The organism is Pirellulaceae bacterium (genome assembly GCA_029243025.1).
Lineage (GTDB): Bacteria > Planctomycetota > Planctomycetia > Pirellulales > Pirellulaceae.
Genome location: JAQWSU010000042.1, coordinates 155,794 through 174,711, shown reverse-complemented (window position 1 = coordinate 174,711; position 18,918 = coordinate 155,794). Strand labels below are relative to the sequence as shown.

The following is an 18,918-nucleotide window of genomic DNA, read 5'->3' as shown; positions in this document are numbered from 1 at the left end:
AACAACAGAGACGCATTTTGCGAACCCCCCAATCGAAAGGAAAACCAGGATGTCGCGCAAGCCAGCCTACTGTCTGCTCGCAATCTTCAGCTTACCGCTCGCCAGCCTCGTCATCGCGGACGATGCATCCGAAAAGCCCAAGCCAAAATACACCATCAAGGAAGTAATGAAGAATGTCAACAAAAAGGGATTGCTAAAGAAGGTCACCAGTGGTGAAGCCTCCCAAGAAGAAAAAGTAATGCTATTGGACAACTACATTTCCCTGATCGAAAACACGCCCAAAAAAGGCGATGCCAATTCCTGGCAAAAACTGTCTGGCTCCGCTGCGTTGGCAGCTGGCAAGGTGGTCGCGGGCCGCGATGGGGCCATCGAAGAATTAAAGGTCGCATCCAACTGCAAGGCTTGTCACTCCGTCCACAAGTAGCAGTCTGATTTCATCTATTTTTGAACAGTCCGTCGCAGCCGATCGCGATGGACTGTTTTTTATTTGCCAAAATGCAATCCACATCGTGCCACAAGCCGATTAGAATCAGACCTGGCTAACAGTGCAGCTTCGCCCCACTACCTTGGAAAGAGTGAATCATGTTACGTTTAAATACCTTATTAATATTCGCCTGTTACGCGATGGGAACCAATCAAGTCAAGGCGACTGAGATCACTCCCGTGGGCGTTAAAGGCACCAGTGAATTCGGGGCAATCGACGTATTTGACACGGGTGATTTTTCTTCGGTATTCATCGACAATCTGATCGACGGCGGTGGACTAGAAGATTTTGAGGGCACACCGAATTTCACTCTCGACGATTATCACGACAACGATCCAAGTTCCGCGAATGGATGGCACAGCGGCGACTTCGACGCCGGCATTGACGGCGGAACCGACGCGGACGATGAACCGTTCACTGCCCCCCCGGTTGCGACACAGATCATCGAGTTCGATCTGGGCGGACTCCACTCACTAACGCATGCCCACATCTGGCAACAGAATCAATCCAATCTCTTTGGTGAATCGCTTTCGCTACAACGCGGCGTGGACCAATTTGAAATCCTCGTTTCCACCGCGCCTTCCGGTGCTAGTTTTGCGTCGCTAGGAGATTTCAACTTGGATTGGGAAGAGGGCGTTGAGCCTGTGCCAGCCCAAGCTGTCAGACTACCCAACAATCCAGACGCATGGCGGGTTCGATTCCAACTGAAAACCGCCTTTAGTGAGTTACCCAATGAATTCGTAGGACTATCAGAAGTTCGATTCGAAGGGGAAGCGTTTGGCATCCGCGGCGATTTCAATGGCGATGGCCTGTTGACTGCAACCGACATCGATTTACTTTCCGCCGAAGCAAGAAGCACACAGAATTCCGCTGCATTTGATTTGAATGCCGATCAACAAGTTAACGATGCCGACAGGACTGTCTGGGTTGAGGAGCTTAAGTACACGTTTTTTGGTGATTCAAATCTCGATGGACAATTCGACAGTACTGATTTCGTGGCGGCGTTCCAGGCCGGAAAGTACGAAGATGAGATTGTTGGCAATTCGAATTGGAGCGACGGCGACTGGAATGGGGATGGAGATTTCAACAGCACAGACTTTGTGAAAGCCTTTCAATCAGGCGGTTACGAAGCGGGCCCTCGCTCGGCCGCTGCGGAAATGGTTCCCGAACCATCGACGTCGCTGCTGGCCCTACTGGGCTTCCTCCTGCTCATCAACCGGCGTGGATCACGCCGTTAGGAGTCCCCTCAACATTCCTGCGCCATTTGCATCGAAACCGCGATGGTCACGATCGTTTTCAAACGGAAAACAGGTACCAATTAGCATCCTTTACCAGCTCGCAACCCCTCTAAACTGCTGCCAGAGTCTGACGAACCGGCCCTTTCCAGCCAATTCCGACCCGACAATTCTCCCTCGAGCTGACGATCAATGCGGCAATTTCCAAAACAACGACCAAACAGAAAATCGCTGACCTAAAAAAAAACCCCGGGGCCGATGCCCCCGGGGTAAAAAGTACAAACAAGTCGCCGACTACACGAAACGACTCGCTTCGCAAATCAAATGCATCTGCGTTCATTTCCGGCGACGCAGCAAGACCAATAGTCCGGTCAGAAAGAGAACGCAGGTACTTGGCTCCGGCACTGCGACTGGGACACGAGGACCTTGTTCGTAACCCGCATCCTGGAAAGCGATCACAAAATCCTGACTGTCGAATTCTCGGTCAGCATTCCAATCGCCTTCGGCCCAAACAGCGTTCATGATCGTGGAAGGATCGTCGGGGTTGTTGTCCTCATACTTCGCAGCAGCAAAGACTTGGACAAAATCCGTACTGTCAAACAGACCATCAAAATTGGCATCGCCAATCCATGTATTCTTATAATCATGAATGAAGATGCCTTGATCAACGAGATTAACGAGACCGTCATCGTTCAAATCAAATGCAGGATTGTTCGTTCCCGCTTTGATTTCATCTTGAAGTGAATCGATGGTAATGACGGGGGGCAACACGCCAATTCCCGCCTCGTAATGAGCGAGAATCCTTTCGGCAGGGAGAAGTTCGGCGTAGACGGCCAATTCATCAATCAGGCCAGGGAAGGATTGCACCACAGTCACTTCATCCGATTGCAATCGAGCACCAATCGTGGCTTGTTCAGCCTGCCAGAAAATGGGGTCCGCATCGGTCAACCCCGATAGCTGCTGACCGTTAAGGAACAACCTTACATCATCATTCTCGAGGTGAGCCGCAAAGTGATACCAGACTTCCTCCTCTGAAGGTTCAATTGCATCCGTTTCGCCCGCCAAGATGACAAAGCCAGCATCCGATCCGTCGCCACGACCAGCCCAGACGGTTCGCTTCGCCTCAAAATCCGCGTTGTTATCTCCAACGATACCAAACGCATATTGACCATCTTCAAAATTGTTGTAGTGGAAGATTCGCGGAAAGGCACTGGCCGGAAGTACCGCATCGACATCCGGCATGAGTTTGAACCAAGCCTCCAGTGTGATGTTTTGGTCACTATCAACGGTTCCCAAATCAAGAACGCCACCCACAGGCATTTCACCTCGACCACAACCTGCACCACAGCCAAAACCACCCTCGAGGGCGAATTTAACTGCCGTGTTGTCGTCGTTGACGATGGCTCCATCAAAGCCCGTTTCGATGCCACCCAGATCGTCGAACTCACCCGGCCCCACATTGCCAGTTGCATCCACAATCCCATCGTCAACGGATTTTTCATTGAGTCGCCAGTAAGCGACCGGGTTATCACTCAAAATCACTTCCTCGTAACTTGCCTGCGCGAACGCGGCCGAAGCGGGAAAGAGGATCAACAACCCAACTGCAAGCATTTTCATGCAAATTTCCATCAATACTTTCCTCCACGACAAGAACTGTTAATCGTCTGATGATAGCAATCCCTGCCCTCGCGCGAACCCTCAAACTGTGCCATTGTGATCACAAGAGCCGCATCCAGCCACGTTGGTCAGTATCTCATCGTAAGAATGCTTAACAGGCTCAGCTACCCGTATGCGATCGGAGCGAACGCAACCAACAGCAACCATGAGTTCGATCTCATCCTGCTCGGGCCATCCCAAACGGGGTCGAAAGTCTTCGGCAAGAGATGATCGATGCCCCTGATTTTTATCCGCACGGGCTCCCGTTGCGTCTTCTCGAAGCAAAAGCCACTATGCAAATCCTTAAAATTAATCTTTCATCGTGCCTCCACATCGACGGCCGCGTCGATCCCCCGATCCCGGATCTCTTGTCTCCACCAAATTCGCTCAACGGACCATTTCCTCAACACAAATAGATCTTTTGGCCGGATCCCCACCTTCCCCCTGCGACAATCAAGTCGCAATCGAGTAGATTCGATGGCAATGAACGTGCAGCGAAACACCGACCGAATCTCTCGAGTCCAAGCCCCGGTGATCCCCATTGTCGGCGGTTGGATTTCTGAGCACCCCAACACCATTTCGCTTGGCCAAGGAATGGTTCATTACGCGGCTCCTGCTCAGGTTTTCCGTGCAATCAGCACCGCCGTATCGGACGACCCGCGTGTTGACAAATACGGTCTCGTACGAGGCAACGCTGACTTACTTAATACAATTCAACTTAAACTTGCAAACGACAATCAGATTTGCATTGACGACCGTCAGTGCATTATTTTCACATCGGGTTCGAACATGGGGTTTGTCAACACGGTCCTAGCTATCGGGGACGTGGAGGACGAAATCATTCTGCTTAGTCCTTATTACTTCAACCACGAAATGGCAATTGAGCTTGCCGGCTGTCGCCCCGTGGTTGTCGCAACGAACTCAAACTATCAGATCGACCTCGATCGACTCGAGTCAGCCATCACCTCTCGGACTCGAGCCATCGTCACCGTCTCCCCGAACAATCCCACAGGGGCGGTCTACCCTCGAGAAGCGTTAATTGCAGTCAATGAAATGTGTCGCCTTCACAACGTGTATCATGTCAGCGACGAAGCATATGAATATTTCATTTACGGAGACGACGATCATTTTTCGCCAGCGTCACTGAGCGACGTTGCCGATCATACGATTAGCCTGTTTTCCTTGTCGAAGGCTTATGGAATGGCAGGCTGGCGTTGTGCCTATCAAGTCGTTCCGGCTCATCTAGAAACAGCGATCAACAAAATCCAGGACACGAATTTGGTCTGCCCACCCATCATTAGCCAGATTGCAGCTCAAGCCGCGTTACAAGTTGGTTCCGAGTGGTGTCGTGAAAAGATCGCAGGTTTTCGTCAAGTTCGCGATCTCGTACTCGATGAGTTGTCCACTTTGGGGGATCGCTGCCGAGTTCCGAAGCCCGACGGCGCATTCTACGCGCTGTTACAACTTTCCACGAATGAATCCGACATGGCGTTGGTCGAGCAACTGATCCGCGACTACGGCGTCGCCGTAATGCCTGGCAGCGCGTTCGGTGACACGTCAAGATGTTCTCTGCGCGTTGCATTCGGCGCATTACAACCCAATGCTGTTGCCGAAGGAGTGGGTCGGCTCGTTAGCGGTCTACGCAAATTGATTTAAGAAAGGCACCTGCCATGCAAATCGTCGCCGTTCAACTAAATACTGCTTGGGAAGATCGCGCGCCCAATCACCGACGAGTCCGCGAATTACTCGAGAATTTAAAATTAGCCGAACCTGCCTTGATCATACTGCCTGAGATGTTTGACGTTGGCTTCAGTATGAACGTGGCAGCGACTCTGCAAAGCGAAGCGCGCGAGGCCGAACAATTCCTGCGAGACTTAGCTCGAACACACAACGCGGCCGTCTTGGGCGGCGTGATTAGCCCAGATGGAAATGGGCAAGGAAAAAACGAGGCGGTTGCCTTCGCACCCTCGGGCGAAGAACTGGTCCGTTATCGCAAGATGCAGCCGTTCACATTGAGCGGGGAAGACCAAGCATATGGATCCGGTGACAGCCATCAGACCTTTGAATGGGGTGGCTTCAAGATCGCCCCGTTTATTTGCTACGACCTGCGATTTCCGGAACGATTTCGCCCCGCTGCACGCGATGGGGCGGAGTTAATTATCGTGATCGCCTGCTGGCCAGACGTCCGTTCGGAACATTGGGTGCGTCTCCTCCAAGCTCGCGCTATTGAGAATCTGGCCTTCACCGTGGGTGTCAACCGATGCGGTACGGACCCCGAGCATACTTTTGATGGCCGCAGCGCGGCATTCGACCCGATGGGAGAAGCTCTCTTCGAAGCTGATCCGTCCGAACAAATCTTGATAACGGAACTGGATGTCCAGCAGGTTCGAAGCTGGCGCAGCAAATTCCCCGCGCTCGACGACATGCGAGACTAGGCACGCACCGCTGACTCCATTCGAATCCACAACTCACGATCAGGCAACAAACCAGGCGTCTCTCCCCGGGGAGTAATCGCCCAGTACGAGTGAAGGCCCGATAGCCTCTCGCGCACCCTGTGCCCCGACCGCGATCAGCAGCGGAGTCCCATCGGCAGGAGCCAGCTGCGCGGCATGCTGAACCTCAACACCATGAACTTTCTGCCCAACTTTACGTTGATCGATATCATAACCCAATCGCACTTGAATTCCTTCCGATTGCAACCACCGCAACCAGGGCTTGCCGGCTTGACCGAACCCCCAAAGATCTACCTTTGCAACGCCACGTAAAGGCCCATCAAGCAAATGCACGCGTCGACAACGCTGGAATGCTTCCAGGCTATATCGCCTATCAGTCCGCGTCAGTCGCTGGGCGTTATCCATCCAATCCAGCAACACTTTGGCGACCTTCGTAAAAACCATTCCATGACTTGCAGCACGGAGCATCAAATCATAATCCTCCGGCATCCCGTCATCACGAAACCCTAGCTCAAAGTATTCTCGCCGCGCCATGATTGATGGATTAACAAGCGGAAACTCAACAAATCGGAAAGCAACGATCTGTTCACTAGCAAGCGTCTCCTTGTTGATCCAGTTTGAATAACGAGCCAGCGTCACAGACTCCTGCAACGATTCATCCAAAATGCGGACCTGACACCCCACCACATCCGCCCCTCGACGATCTAAACAGTCGAGTTGTCTCTCCAATCGGTCCGGATAAGCAATGTCATCAGCGTCCATGCGGGCAATCACCGGAGCCGACGCGATTGAGGTCGCTGCATTCGCGGCATCGACAACCCCCCGATGCTCATAACATCGCAGCTTCAATCGCGAATCTTCCATTCGTCGCACGACCGCCACGGTATCATCCGTGGAACCATCGTCGACGACAATCAATTCGATCGCTTCCAAAGTCTGATTAAGAATGGATCGAATTGCACGCGCAATGGTCCTTGCTCCGTTAAATACCGGCAGCACCACCGAAACTTGAGGATGATTTGGAGCACGTGCCATCATTCGAATCACTTGGATTTCGTAACCGTCCAATTCTGTTCTAGTCGAAATCGACCTTTCCGAGCGATCACCCGCAACATTCATCAAACAACCAGTGACTTTTTCCGGGTTGGAACAGAAAGATCCGAGCAAATCCACTGGCCTTGCCGGCGGCCGGCAGTCGTGTACAACTGCAATGCAACGACGTCACTGCAAGCACGGCATCTACGCACACGCGGCTGACTTTGCGGGCAACAGCTTGTCTCGTAAGGCATCCGCCGGCAACCGCCGATGACACACCAATGCAATAATCACTCTCCGCGAACACGCATCAGGGTAAGCTTATGGGATTCCTCTCAGGCAGCACAACTTTTCAACGTTATTGGATCACCAACGATCCGACGCCCGCGTTAGGAACAGATCACCTGGAAATATTGGAAAAAGCGAAGATTGGCAGTTTCAAGACCAGTGCTCTCGACCAGCCAAGCGTTGGATTTCTAGCGGGTTCGCACCTCCTCGACACCCAGTTTGCCTTAGAAAAAAATGTAATCGTTGACGCGATGCATTTCGGCGTCCGTATTGATACCAATCAGATACCGGCCGCGATCCGCAATGCGTGGCTGCAAATGGAGCTATTGCCGTTAGCGGTGGACAATCCGAGTGGAAAACCAACGAAAGCACAACGCCACGAGGCCAAGGAGGCGGTCGAGGCTCTTTGTGAAACAGAAGCCGCCAGCGGAAAATTCCGCAGAATGCAACAAATTCCGATTCTCTGGGATGCACTGAACGACTCGCTGTACATTGGCGGCACAAGTCCCAATGCCAACGAATTAACGATCGATCTACTCGAACGAAGCTTTGGCCTTGAACTCGAACGAGTCTCGTCTGGCTCACTTGCAAAAGCATACGCCTCGGACGGAGACCAACTCGGCGAACTCTACAAGATTGGCCCCGCCACATTCCACGATGACCAATCCGGCGGAAACATCATTTGGTGGAACGGAATGGCCGAGAATTTCGACTACCTCGGAAACGAGTTTTTACTTTGGCTTTGGTGGCAGTGGGAAACTGAATCCGATACCATCAGCCTTGCTGATGAATCGAAGGTAGCAGGCATGTTCGCGCGAACCTTAACCCTCAACTGCCCCTTGGGTGAGTCCGGAAAGGAGACCATCTCAGCCGAGTCTCCCGTCGCACTCCCGGAAGCTGAGCTGGCGATCCGTTCCGGTAAGTTACCCCGTAAAGCGGGGATCACGTTGGTCCGCAATGGCGAGCAATACGATTTCGCACTCCAAGCCGAGACCTTTACGGTCGGCAGTGCAAAAATCAAACAAATCGACGACGGTACGGCCAACGACAATACGACCGAAGACCGCATTCAGAGCATTCGCGATCTGACCGAAACACTCGATTTGCTGTTTGAAGTTTTTTTCCAACGCCGTGTCGGCAAAGCCTGGAAAAACGAACTCAAAAAGATGAGGCAATGGTTGGGAACCGATGGTTCGGCCAAGTCGCAAAAATCAGCGGCCTAACGAATCAACTTCCACAGCCCCTACCCATTTTACGGCTCCCGAATATCGAGACACAAAATGGTAGCCCGATCACGCAGGTACAGTCGTCCGTCCGCGAGAGCGGGCGATTGTCGCGTTTTCACCATCACGTTTTGTCGGCCCATTTCTTCGTAGCGATCAGGCGTTGCTTTGACGACAACCAAGTCACCTGCCATTGTAGAAATGAATAGTTTTCCGCCGGCAGAAATCAGGTTACCTTTTCCAAACCGTGTCTTTCGCCAAACGCGCTCGCCCGTTTGGGCATTCACGCAAGTCAGATGAGTGACCGGCCCAGCGCTTCCAACGTTGTCAAAACCATATAGAAATCCGTCCAGCAGAATAGAGGTCTGCCATTCATTCCGCATTACACTCTTAACGTCAACCGAAGACCACACGGGCGTGGGTTTAAACTGGTCACCATCGGGAACCAACCGCAACATGACGCAACCGTGATTTTCACCCGCGGATATAAAGACCTGATCACGATAAGCAATCGGCGCGGCAATATTGCAATCAAAGTCGGTCTTAAACGGATAGCTCCACAATACGGATCCTGAATCCGGGTCGATCCCCAACAGAGCTTTTCCAACAAAAGCCACGATTTGCAACCGCCCTCCAACATGAAGTAGTACGGGAGACGAATAACCGGCGGTGCTTGACCGACCGGCCTTCCAAGCAAGTTCCCCCGAATCTCTGTTCAGCGCCACGATCGTGGCGGTTGGCGCACCGATCGTCACCACCACTCGATCTCCGACCACCAACGGAGAGCAGGCCATCCCGTAGTCGGCAACCTCTCCAGCGAATTGTTTCACCAAATCGTGCCTCCATAAGATCGATCCATCCATCAGGTTCAGCGCCGTCAGCACTCCGGCTCCGCTGAAGGTGAGCACTTGTCCACCAACAATCGTGGGAGTTGCTCGAGGACCATTCCCCTGCGGGTTTCGATAGGCGGGAGCTACCGCAGTGCGCCAGAGTGTCTTCCCCGTCACGCTGTCCATACAAATCACTTCCTGATCACGAGCGGTTTGAATCATGGTCAGCAACTTGCCTCGCTGAATTGCCAGGCCTGACATTCCTACACCGCCTGGCACGCGCCACACTTCAGGCGGTCCATCCTGGGGCCAAACTTTGAATAATTGTGTTTCACTTGAGATGCCGGTCCGATCAGGCCCGAGAAACTGCGACCAATCATCCGCACATGTCTCCCCACAGGCTAAGCAAAGACTGATCATGAGCGCGTAGGCAGTGCGGTCTATCATAAATTTTCCCTTCAAATGATTTTCAATACGTCTATCAGTGGATCCAACCCCCACTGCGGTCAAACGCCCCAATCTAAACCAACAGCCTAATCATCCCTTGAGCCCCGCTTGATCGTAAAGCCTCATCCGCCCATTCGCACCCGGAACTCCCGTTCTGCCTGCAACGATAGAGGTCAACGCACAAACATCGATCGACAAAGAATAGCGACAAACAGTCCCACCACGACCGTCGAGCCCAAAACAAGCAGCCCGAACAGTCCGCCATAATCCCAATAGCCTTTTAATCCAAGCGACAAAAAAACCAACCCCGCCAACAGGTTGAGACAACACAAAAAAACACCCGGTCGCCTGGACTTGGGAAGCCAAAGATCAATCCACGGATTAAGCAAACAGATGATGCCACAGGACAACACTCCCGTGAACAAGCTTGCTGGAATCAACAGCGCAGTCAAACCTGGGGGCTTCGATTCCCCCGTCTGCAGTTGCACAAAAAAACTCACCGCGAGCACGAGGCTAGCACCAAGAGCCGACCAAACCAAAGCCAACTTCCGCAATCGTTTTGCCTGATTTGCGGTCCCGTCATGATACTTGAGAAGTGAATACGTTTCGCGCGTTATCGCCGGTCCAATTTCAAGGGTTCCATACAGCGTACCCAACATGGCCAACAAAGTCCCTAGAACATAGACCGGATACAGCCATGGATGCAGTCGGGTGACAAACTGTGCTTGATGCTCGAGAAAATTCCCATCCCCTGGAACTTGATGTTGGGGAGCCAGCACAAGCCAGCCGGATACGACAAACACCGTACTAAAAATCATCACGACGATAAAACTAAGAGTACAATCAACCAGGGGCGCCCGAATCCATCTCCGCAACTCTTCCCAGTCCACACGATTTGCGTCGCCACCGTCACAACGAACGCCGGCAAGTCCCCAACGTTTATCTCTCAAAAAAGAAGTGTAAGCTAGATAGTCATAGCTCGCGCCGCCGATCACTCCGACATAAAGCGTGGCCTCGACCCAAATCGGTCGACTGGCAATCGCCTGGGCTGCCGGCCCTGGGTCTTCTACCAACCAGTTTGGATAGTGCAGCGACCGTGGAAAAAATGCACCGCTAAGCATTTCGAGCCAATCAGGTTTGAGCAAAACGACGACAACGGTCACAGCAATCATCATCGCGCTGATCACAAGCAACTGCACCCGCTCCAACGCGGCATACCCACCCGTGAAGGCGAGTCCCACAACCCCTGCTAGGATTGCCATTCCCCAAAGATGAACGGTCGCTCCGTTCAGGATTTGCTTGGTGCCAGTGAGTCCCGCAAACAAGTCACCGAGAACACTCGCATGAAAGCTCACCCAGATCGGAATACAAAGGGCTGCGAAGACAAACATTACGGCCGGCAGCCAACCACGAGGGCCGATCGAAAGCTCCAACCAACGGCGCAGCGGATGCACCCCGGTCAACACCATGTGCCGGGCCGTGGAAAACACCAGAACCCATTTAAAAATCGAAATCACCACAAACAGAAACAGAATACGATATCCGAACAGGGCGCCGCCCCGCGACGAAAAGATCAACTCCCCTGTGCCGATCGTCAAGGAAGCAATTATCGCCCCTGGCCCAAAAATCGAAAGCCAACGCAACGGATTCCAGGACAACAAAGCAGGTGGCAACGGTTCGAGTGATAGCGAATTCTGTTTGCGTTCAGTCATTGGCTCTTAAAACCGCACAATCCGTTCAAAGGACCAGAAAGATAGGCATTCGAGTCGTTGTGCCCTCTCGCTCTGTGCTCGATACTACCAGCACGAAGCCCAACAAGGAACAGCACGAAACAGCCACTCTCGTTTGAAACGCCCTTCCATGACTGACCGAATGCAGGCAGCATCGTCACCCACGACTTTCGATCGGTCTCACTCAAATTAACAAAGGTCCATGAAAGAAGTCCCACACTCAATCACGATGGACGGCTACCCCATCGTCGTACAACTGCCGATCCAATGGGGTGACCTCGACGCTTATGGTCACGTCAACAGCCTGGTTCATTTAAAATGGTTCGAATCAGCGAGAGCGATTTACGCCTCTGCGGTCGGAGTGGATGTGCTTCCTAGCCCCAAGGGAATCGGAGGTATTTTGGCATCGATCCAATGCCATTACGTCCGACAAGCTAGTTATCCGGGTGATATCCTCACTGGCGTTCGTGCGGCGAGAGTCTCGGTCGCCAGCATCACATTGGAATTCCAAGTCACTGACGCGAAACTGGGCGTTCCTCTCGCAAACGGATCGTGCGACGCAATCCTTTATGATTACGCCACAGAAAGCCCCATTCCAATTCCCGATCCGATTCGCGCTGCGGTGGAGCAACTCGAAGGTAGATCATTTCCTCCTTAATCGCCCAAATCGATCGCGGATCGAAACAGCCGACCGTCGATGACCGAGTCAACGATTGAACGAAGAGCCAGCCCGCAATGCGCAATATGCCAAACCAACGTCGCGTTTCTTCCAGCTAGAAACCAACGCCTCCACCACACGCCAGCCCTCTCTAACTTGTTTCAATTTCTTGCGAAACTGCTGCTGATACAAAAAATTATCTTTTTCTTGGTGCGAGATTCTTTTTTTGTGCGGTTTCCTCACGAAATTTTTGACATCTCGGACCTTCTCGCGTTAGCCTATGCCGTTTGCATACCTCAGTTCGCACCTCAAGATTGCACAAATCTTTCACCCAGAAGTCACAAGACAGCCTAGCCTCTAAGCGTTGGAGTAAACATCAGAATGAAATTTTCAATCATTTGCTTTTCGATTTTCATCTTTAGCCTTCCGGCAACCGTGCTGGCTCAGTTCGACCGAGAGGTACCTAAATACAGTCCAACTGCCGATGGCATTATCAGCGACAGTGAGAAAATGGGGCAACTTGCCATTCCCATGATCTGGCCCGTCGAGACCGGTGCGATTCCTCTCGAAGGGTCAGGTTCGTCGGAAGAAAATCTCAGCGCGATTTGGTATGTTTCTTGGGACGATACCAATCTTAACATTGCTGCGATTGTCAAAGATGACACCCCGCTCTACCAGTTAGATTCTAACGGAGGGAATAGCGCCTATAACGCGCAGGATGTCATTCAGCCCTGTTTCAATCCATTTAACAATTGGGACCATTTTTTTGAAGATGGTATCCCCGATGACGTGGACCCCGGCGATTCGGTGGCTGCCATCTATGACATCGTAGTTGAAACGAGCGATGAATTCGGTCCAGACATATACCGCCACGGCCCCAAGCTCGACCCAGATGAATATGAAAGCATCACCGTAGCCGGCACGATCAATGAGGACGAATCTGGCTACACACTCGAAACGACCATTCCGTGGGCAGCCGCAATGGACGACGCAGCCCCCGACTATGCACCAACCGCCGGAGATCAACACGGACTGAGCTTTATCCTGCTTAGTTTCGCGACTGAGGGCGGCGCGGCGAACGCGACTCTGTACACTGATTTTGGTGAGGGTATCAATACCATTGCCGATCCCACCACCTGGAATTCAATCACACTCATTGGCGCGACAGCCCAAGCCGGCGACTTCGACGCCAACGGCTCGCTGGACATCAATGACATTGACCTTTTACATGCTGAGATCCTCGCGGGCACCAACAACGAGTCGTACGATCTAACCGCTGACCAACTCGTGAACGGCGACGACTATCATCAATGGGTCACGGGACTCAAGAACACCTGGATTGGTGACGCCAATCTCGATGGCGAGTTCAATTCCTCAGACTTCGTAACCGTTTTTGTTGCGGGTCAATTCGAGGATAGCATCAGCTTGAATTCTACCTGGGCTACAGGGGACTGGAACGCAGACGGAGAGTTCAACTCGAGCGACTTTGTTTCAGCTTTTTCCGACGGCGGTTTTGAGAAAGGCCCCCGCGCCGCAGTGGCAATCCCTGAGCCGAGTTCTTTCTTGTTATTGCTGACGAGCTTGCTTGGGTTCTTCGCAATGCGTCGATGCAAATAGCAGGCGACCGGCAGAATGCCTTGCCGGAGAGCACTCCCTGAACTCAACGGCACAGGCCATTCGAATTACCGAGAAGGTTCAATCCGCGATTGCTTCGGTTGATTCCTGATCAGCCGTGCTTTTCGCGGTGGTCAGGTTATTCTCAAACTGGCTCGCTTCATCTGGTTTCTTCAACAGAAACTTTCGATAACGCTCATCACCTTCGAGAAACAGCTTCAGCCACGAAAGCGCAAATCGCCCCACATCGTCGCATCCACGATCTTTGAATGTTCCACGAGGGCCGTTCGCCACCCAATGCCCTTTCCCATCGATCACCAACATAAGCTTCGGGGTATCGGCCGGTGTGTTCTTAAAATGTGGCAAACCATTTTCGGGGAAGGGTGCAAATCGATCCTTGGTACCCCCAAAAATCAATACGGGAACCGAATGGTCAAAATCACCTCGAGGTGTCCACGGGCAGAGTGCAACGACTGCAGCAAACGATCGATCTTTTACAGCGGCTAACTGAGCCCCACCGCCACCCATCGACCACCCGCTTACCCCGATGCGTCGACGGTCGAGTTTCCCCCTTAGAGGGGAACCGTCGCGCGTTTGTTCAGCCAAAAGTGTCACCTTCGCGTCCAGCAAGGCAGCAGCGCGGGCAGCCACATAATCCTTCAATTGATTGGTGCCAATGGTCATCACGACAAACCCATGCGATGCGTAAAACGGCCCCCATTCTTGGATGGAACTTTCTCTCGACACATAGCCGGGGACAATAATCACGCTTGCGAATGGAGGCTTGGCGTCAATCGGATAATAGATTGTTGCGCCGTCGTAATCCGGCCCATCACGGAGCCCATCAGCCTCGCGCAGCTTTCCGACCTGAAACGGACCGGCCTTCGTCGCTGACTCGCTGGTGGGTGTTTCCCCACGAAGAATGGGTTTGAGTTCCCCTTGATTATCAGCCGGACCGAGTACGACTGATTCCACCTCCGTCTCTGCGTTCGCAAGATGGCAAGACGAAACCAGAAGCGCAAGCGTCAACACGATCCCGAACTTTCGATGCATCATTCAATCTTTCTCAACAGGGCAAGATCCCCTAGCAGATCTTGCTTGGTTCTAAGTATTCAACCTAACCAAGTCCAATTTCCTGCTACGAATCTCGTGACTCGTCACCCCCATTGGCCTCGGAGCCATGTCAACGCTGGCGTGGGCGATGGGTATTTGAGTCGACATTGGCAATCCAACCTATTATGATACGCGGTAGGGTGTTTGGCGCCTCGGAATTGGACGAATACTTTTCCTCAACGGCCTTCGCAACTCGAACGCCGATCCAAACGCTCCCCGCCCGAGCCGGTTCCACAACTGCTTCCTGCCACCATGCAACTGCTCCCCCCGATCAACCTGATTTGCTCCGCCGCGCTGCTAGTCTCATTCGCGGCGATGGATGCGAGCGCGCAAAACCAGGATACGACGCCAGACTACACAGCCGACGTACTACCTATCTTGATGGCTCGTTGCGGTCACTGCCATGGCCCGGAAACGCAGGAAGCCAATATTCGCTTTGATCAGCTTTCCACCGACTTTCTCGCCAATCGAGATACAACCCAAAAGTGGATGGAGGCGTTGAACGCCATCAACGGCACAAAAATGCCACCGACTGAAGAGCCGCAACTGAGTGCTGACGAGCGAAAAATTGTCACCCACTGGATCTCCACCAATCTGCAAGAGGCGATTTCCGCACAAGCAAGTACCGGTGGACGTGTCGTTCTTCGACGTCTGAACCGTGCGGAGTACCAACAGACAATGGTCGATCTGCTCGGGCTCGAAATGAACTACGTTCGCGACTTCCCACCCGACGGACGATCCGCAGACGGCTTCTTCAACAACGGTCGTTCATTGCAAATGTCAGCCACCCAACTGGATTTCTATTTGGAGGCGGCACGGCGCGGCTTGAACCGGGTGATTGTAAGCGGATCGCCCCCTCAAGTCTTTCGACACCATTTCAAGCAGAGCAACATCGGAGGTTGGCGTGGCCCAACCGAGCCCTCCAACCGACTGGAGCGGGCTCAGAAATTCCTGGTCAAGATTGTTAATGATTATCCGGAAACGGGAGATTTCATTATCCGCGTTCGTACCCAGGCAAAGCTCAAACCGAACAAAGGATTTCCGCTGCTGGAAGTGGCTGTCGGATATCGACCGGACACGGAAGTACATTTCCGTGTCGCAGGGGTACGAGAGATCATTTCAGAAGATATCCAACAGTACGAGTTTCGCGGTCGACTCGAAAACTTTCCACTTCCGGTACGCGGGCAAGGAAAATACCCCGGCCTCGTCATTCGACTCAGAAACATCTATGACGACGGCACCGCGATTCCCAACAAGATTGAGAAGATCCAGGACGATGGTAAGGAACGAAAGGGCTTCCGCCCAGAACCTCACTTACCGCACCTCCTGATCGAATCGATTGACTTCGAAGGCCCTGCATTTTCGGAATGGCCCCCCGCCAACCATCAACGTATTCTCTTCGCATCCCAACAACGACATGCCGATGAAGCAGCGTACCTCGAGGAAGTGTTTCGACGGTTTCTCACACGAGCCTTTCGTCGGCCCCCCACAAAATCGGAAATCGTCCGAACGACGAGCTTTTACACAGTGATTCGACCGGACTATCCCTCCCTGGAAGAGGCAGTCCGCGAGACGTTGGCAATGATTCTCATTCAACCGGAGTTCCTCTACCTGGTCGAACCGGGTGGCAACGAGAAACGAGCTGTCACCGATTGGGAGTTGGCCTCTCGACTTTCGTACTTCTTATGGAGCACCATGCCCGATGATCGCCTGCTGCAAGCCGCCACACGCGGCCTGCTGGGTGAAAGTAAAATGCTGCAAGCCGAGGTCAACCGCATGCTGGCCGACGAGCGTTCCCAACGTTTCATCACTCAATTCGTATCCCAATGGCTCGAACTCGAACGAATCGAAACGATCGCTGTTGATTCCAAACTTCATCCGGACTTTCGCGCTTCGACCAAACAAGCCATGGCCCAAGAGACCACCGAACTGTTCAGTGAGTTACTACGTGGGGACGACAGCGCCTTGAAACTACTCAAAGCCGACTACACGATGCTCAATGAATCGTTGGCTCGCCACTATGGCATCGGAGGTATTTACGGGACGACTTTTCGCCCCGTGAAACTACTTACCCAACAGCAACCTGGGGGTATTTTGGGGCATGCAGGCCTGCTACTCGCCAACTCAAATGGAAGAGATTCCCATCCAATTCGACGCGCGGTTTGGATTCGAGATCGGTTGCTCGGCGATCCGCCACTCCCCCCGCCACCGGATGTACCTGACTTAGACGAAGCCAACCCGAACTTCGCAAAACTGTCCGTGCGCGAACGTCTTGAGATCCACCGCGAACAAGCATCCTGTGCTTCTTGCCATCGAAACATCGACCCTTGGGGAATCGCTCTGGAAAACTTTGACGCCGTTGGGCGCTGGCGAGATACGACTACAATGCAGGATGGAAAACCGTCCGCAAAACCGATCGTAGCGATTGGAATGTTATCCGACGGCACTCAACTTGATGGGCTCAAAGGATTACAACAGCATCTCATTCAGCATCGTGCCCAACAGTTCGGCAATGCTTTAACCCGTCGATTATTGAGCTTCGCACTGGGGCGTTCCCTCGAATTAACCGATGAAGAGGAAGCCAATGCGTTGGCGGCCCATTTCACGGAGCAAGGTTTCCGATTGCGACAACTCGTCCAACAGATCGTGGCCAGTCAGGCGTTTCAGACTAAGTGATAGTTCCGATTTCAACCGCGACACTAATCCGCTATACTCAAAGGGTCTTATATCGGCAAGGAGATGATTTCCATGTCCCGTAAATCCTGGCATCTGGATCGGCGAACCTTCCTGATGGGAACTGGCGCTTCGCTGGCACTTCCCTATTTGGAATGCATGGCACAGGATGTTCCGCCCCTCAATCGCCCCCATCGATTCTGCGGTATCTACTTTCCCTTTGGAGTGAGTCTACCAAAACCTGACAGCCAAGCAGCTAAGTGGCGTTGGTTTCCGGACAAACCAGGACGCGACTTCCAGTTCAATGAGAGCCTGTTGTCCCTCGAAAAACTGCGCAGCAAACTGTCGGTTATCGGAGGATTATCCCACCCCAACGGTCGAAAAATGGGAGCCCATGACACGGGCGATACGTTCTTGACCGGTGCTCATCTGAACGGCAAGTACCTACGTAACACGGTTTCCTTGGATCAGGTAATCGCCAAATCGATAGGCCCACAAACTCGTTTTGCCTCTCTGACGATGTCGACCGATGGTGGCGTAGGCGAACCCACACGCTCCAGCACACTGTCTTATAACGATCAAGGCTATCCGATTCCGGCGCTGAACCAACCACAACAAATATTCGACCGCTTCTTTGGGGCTGGAGATGCTGGATCGCTTGCCGAACAGCGACGCCTGAAAAGCACTTCTCAAATGCTAGACCGAATTCTGGCCAACGCAAATTCGCTCCGCATGAAACTCGGCAATAACGATCGCCAAAAGCTGGATGAGTATCTGGCTTCCGTTCGGCAAATTGAGCAACAGGTCGGTCAAGCACAAGCTTGGATCGAAATCCCTCGCCCCGAACTTAGCGACCAGGATCGCGAAAAACTCCAGCTCGCGTCGGATGACGAAGCCCCTCAAGCCTTGATTCGCACCATGTACGATCTGATTTACCTGGCGTTTCGCACCGATTCAACGCGGGTCGCAACCTACCAAATTGCCAGCATGGCAGACGCCTCCTCAAAGGCAGGGAAATTCCCACAACTTCAGGGGTTTAAAGGCTCGCTACACAGCTTGGCTCATGATTGGAACAAACCGCAAGGCGCAGAAAACCTGGGGAAATGGGACCGTTTCATGGCGGAACAATTCGCTTTTTTCCTCGGTCGCCTGGATGCGTCTCAGGAAGGAGACGCCACCATCCTGGATCATTCCCTTATCCTGTACGGAAGCAGCAATAGCCAAACACACAACAACTCCAACTACCCGCTCGTGTTAGCCGGTGGTCAACAAATGGGTCTTGAGCATGGCCAATTCCGCCAACTAAGCGACAGCATTCCGCTTTCGAATTTGTTTGTCACTTTACTAAATAAGCTATCCATTCCGACGGAATCATTCGCAGACAGTTCGGGTGAACTCACCGACATCCTTCAGTCTTAAAAAGGGGCAATCGACGTCCCCCAATCGACGTCCCCCAATCGACCGGACGAAGGCCGAATA

The 18,918-nt window shown here is 52.7% G+C and carries 14 protein-coding genes; 9 read left to right on the top strand and 5 right to left on the bottom strand.

What is annotated here, in order from left to right; translation table 11 throughout:
* Positions 1-49: 49 nt before the first annotated feature.
* Together P8N76_18670 and P8N76_18665 are read left to right on the top strand one after the other, a co-directional pair.
* On the top strand, positions 50-424 hold the full coding sequence (locus P8N76_18670) for a hypothetical protein (GenBank protein ID MDG2383703.1): 375 nt from the start codon (positions 50-52) through the stop codon (positions 422-424).
* A 158-nt stretch (positions 425-582) separates the two neighbouring features.
* Complete coding sequence (locus tag P8N76_18665; protein ID MDG2383702.1) at positions 583-1,722, top strand: hypothetical protein; 1,140 nt, start codon at positions 583-585, stop codon at positions 1,720-1,722.
* Positions 1,723-2,055: 333 nt separating this feature from the next.
* Here the strand turns inward: P8N76_18665 and P8N76_18660 are convergent, their stop codons facing one another.
* Positions 2,056-3,336: a PEP-CTERM sorting domain-containing protein gene (locus P8N76_18660; GenBank protein ID MDG2383701.1), complete on the bottom strand. Its 1,281-nt coding sequence runs from the start codon at positions 3,334-3,336 to the stop codon at positions 2,056-2,058.
* A 516-nt stretch (positions 3,337-3,852) separates the two neighbouring features.
* Between P8N76_18660 and P8N76_18655 the strand changes: the two genes are divergently transcribed.
* Together P8N76_18655 and P8N76_18650 are read left to right on the top strand one after the other, a co-directional pair.
* Positions 3,853-5,031, top strand: coding sequence for a pyridoxal phosphate-dependent aminotransferase (locus P8N76_18655; protein MDG2383700.1), 1,179 nt, complete (start codon positions 3,853-3,855; stop codon positions 5,029-5,031).
* Between the two features lie 14 nt (positions 5,032-5,045).
* Positions 5,046-5,810 (top strand): nitrilase-related carbon-nitrogen hydrolase, encoded by a 765-nt coding sequence (locus P8N76_18650; GenBank protein ID MDG2383699.1) that lies wholly within the window; start codon positions 5,046-5,048, stop codon positions 5,808-5,810.
* A 39-nt stretch (positions 5,811-5,849) separates the two neighbouring features.
* Here P8N76_18650 and P8N76_18645 read toward each other — a convergent pair whose 3' ends face one another.
* Entirely contained in the window at positions 5,850-6,866 is a 1,017-nt protein-coding gene (locus tag P8N76_18645; GenBank protein ID MDG2383698.1) for a glycosyltransferase, read from the bottom strand.
* 320 nt (positions 6,867-7,186) lie between these two features.
* Here P8N76_18645 and P8N76_18640 point away from each other — a divergent pair, with 320 nt between their 5' ends.
* Positions 7,187-8,374, top strand: a complete 1,188-nt coding sequence (locus P8N76_18640) for a hypothetical protein (GenBank protein ID MDG2383697.1) — start codon at positions 7,187-7,189, stop codon at positions 8,372-8,374.
* Positions 8,375-8,403: 29 nt separating this feature from the next.
* Here the strand turns inward: P8N76_18640 and P8N76_18635 are convergent, their stop codons facing one another.
* Together P8N76_18635 and P8N76_18630 are read right to left on the bottom strand one after the other, a co-directional pair.
* Positions 8,404-9,651 (bottom strand): PQQ-binding-like beta-propeller repeat protein, encoded by a 1,248-nt coding sequence (locus P8N76_18635; protein MDG2383696.1) that lies wholly within the window; start codon positions 9,649-9,651, stop codon positions 8,404-8,406.
* Positions 9,652-9,824: 173 nt separating this feature from the next.
* The gene (locus P8N76_18630; protein MDG2383695.1) at positions 9,825-11,363 is read right to left on the bottom strand and encodes an Nramp family divalent metal transporter; all 1,539 of its coding nucleotides are present in this window, start codon (positions 11,361-11,363) and stop codon (positions 9,825-9,827) included.
* 220 nt (positions 11,364-11,583) lie between these two features.
* Between P8N76_18630 and P8N76_18625 the strand changes: the two genes are divergently transcribed.
* Positions 11,584-12,039, top strand: a complete 456-nt coding sequence (locus tag P8N76_18625; GenBank protein ID MDG2383694.1) for a thioesterase family protein — start codon at positions 11,584-11,586, stop codon at positions 12,037-12,039.
* Positions 12,040-12,420: 381 nt separating this feature from the next.
* The gene (locus tag P8N76_18620) at positions 12,421-13,656 is read left to right on the top strand and encodes a PEP-CTERM sorting domain-containing protein (protein ID MDG2383693.1); all 1,236 of its coding nucleotides are present in this window, start codon (positions 12,421-12,423) and stop codon (positions 13,654-13,656) included.
* A gap of 78 nt (positions 13,657-13,734) precedes the next feature.
* Here P8N76_18620 and P8N76_18615 read toward each other — a convergent pair whose 3' ends face one another.
* Positions 13,735-14,709: a hypothetical protein gene (locus tag P8N76_18615; protein MDG2383692.1), complete on the bottom strand. Its 975-nt coding sequence runs from the start codon at positions 14,707-14,709 to the stop codon at positions 13,735-13,737.
* A gap of 309 nt (positions 14,710-15,018) precedes the next feature.
* Between P8N76_18615 and P8N76_18610 the strand changes: the two genes are divergently transcribed.
* A complete protein-coding gene (locus P8N76_18610; GenBank protein MDG2383691.1) occupies positions 15,019-17,442 on the top strand; it encodes a DUF1592 domain-containing protein in 2,424 nt (807 codons plus the stop codon).
* A gap of 72 nt (positions 17,443-17,514) precedes the next feature.
* Positions 17,515-18,858, top strand: a complete 1,344-nt coding sequence (locus P8N76_18605) for a DUF1552 domain-containing protein (protein ID MDG2383690.1) — start codon at positions 17,515-17,517, stop codon at positions 18,856-18,858.
* Positions 18,859-18,918 lie beyond the last annotated feature (60 nt).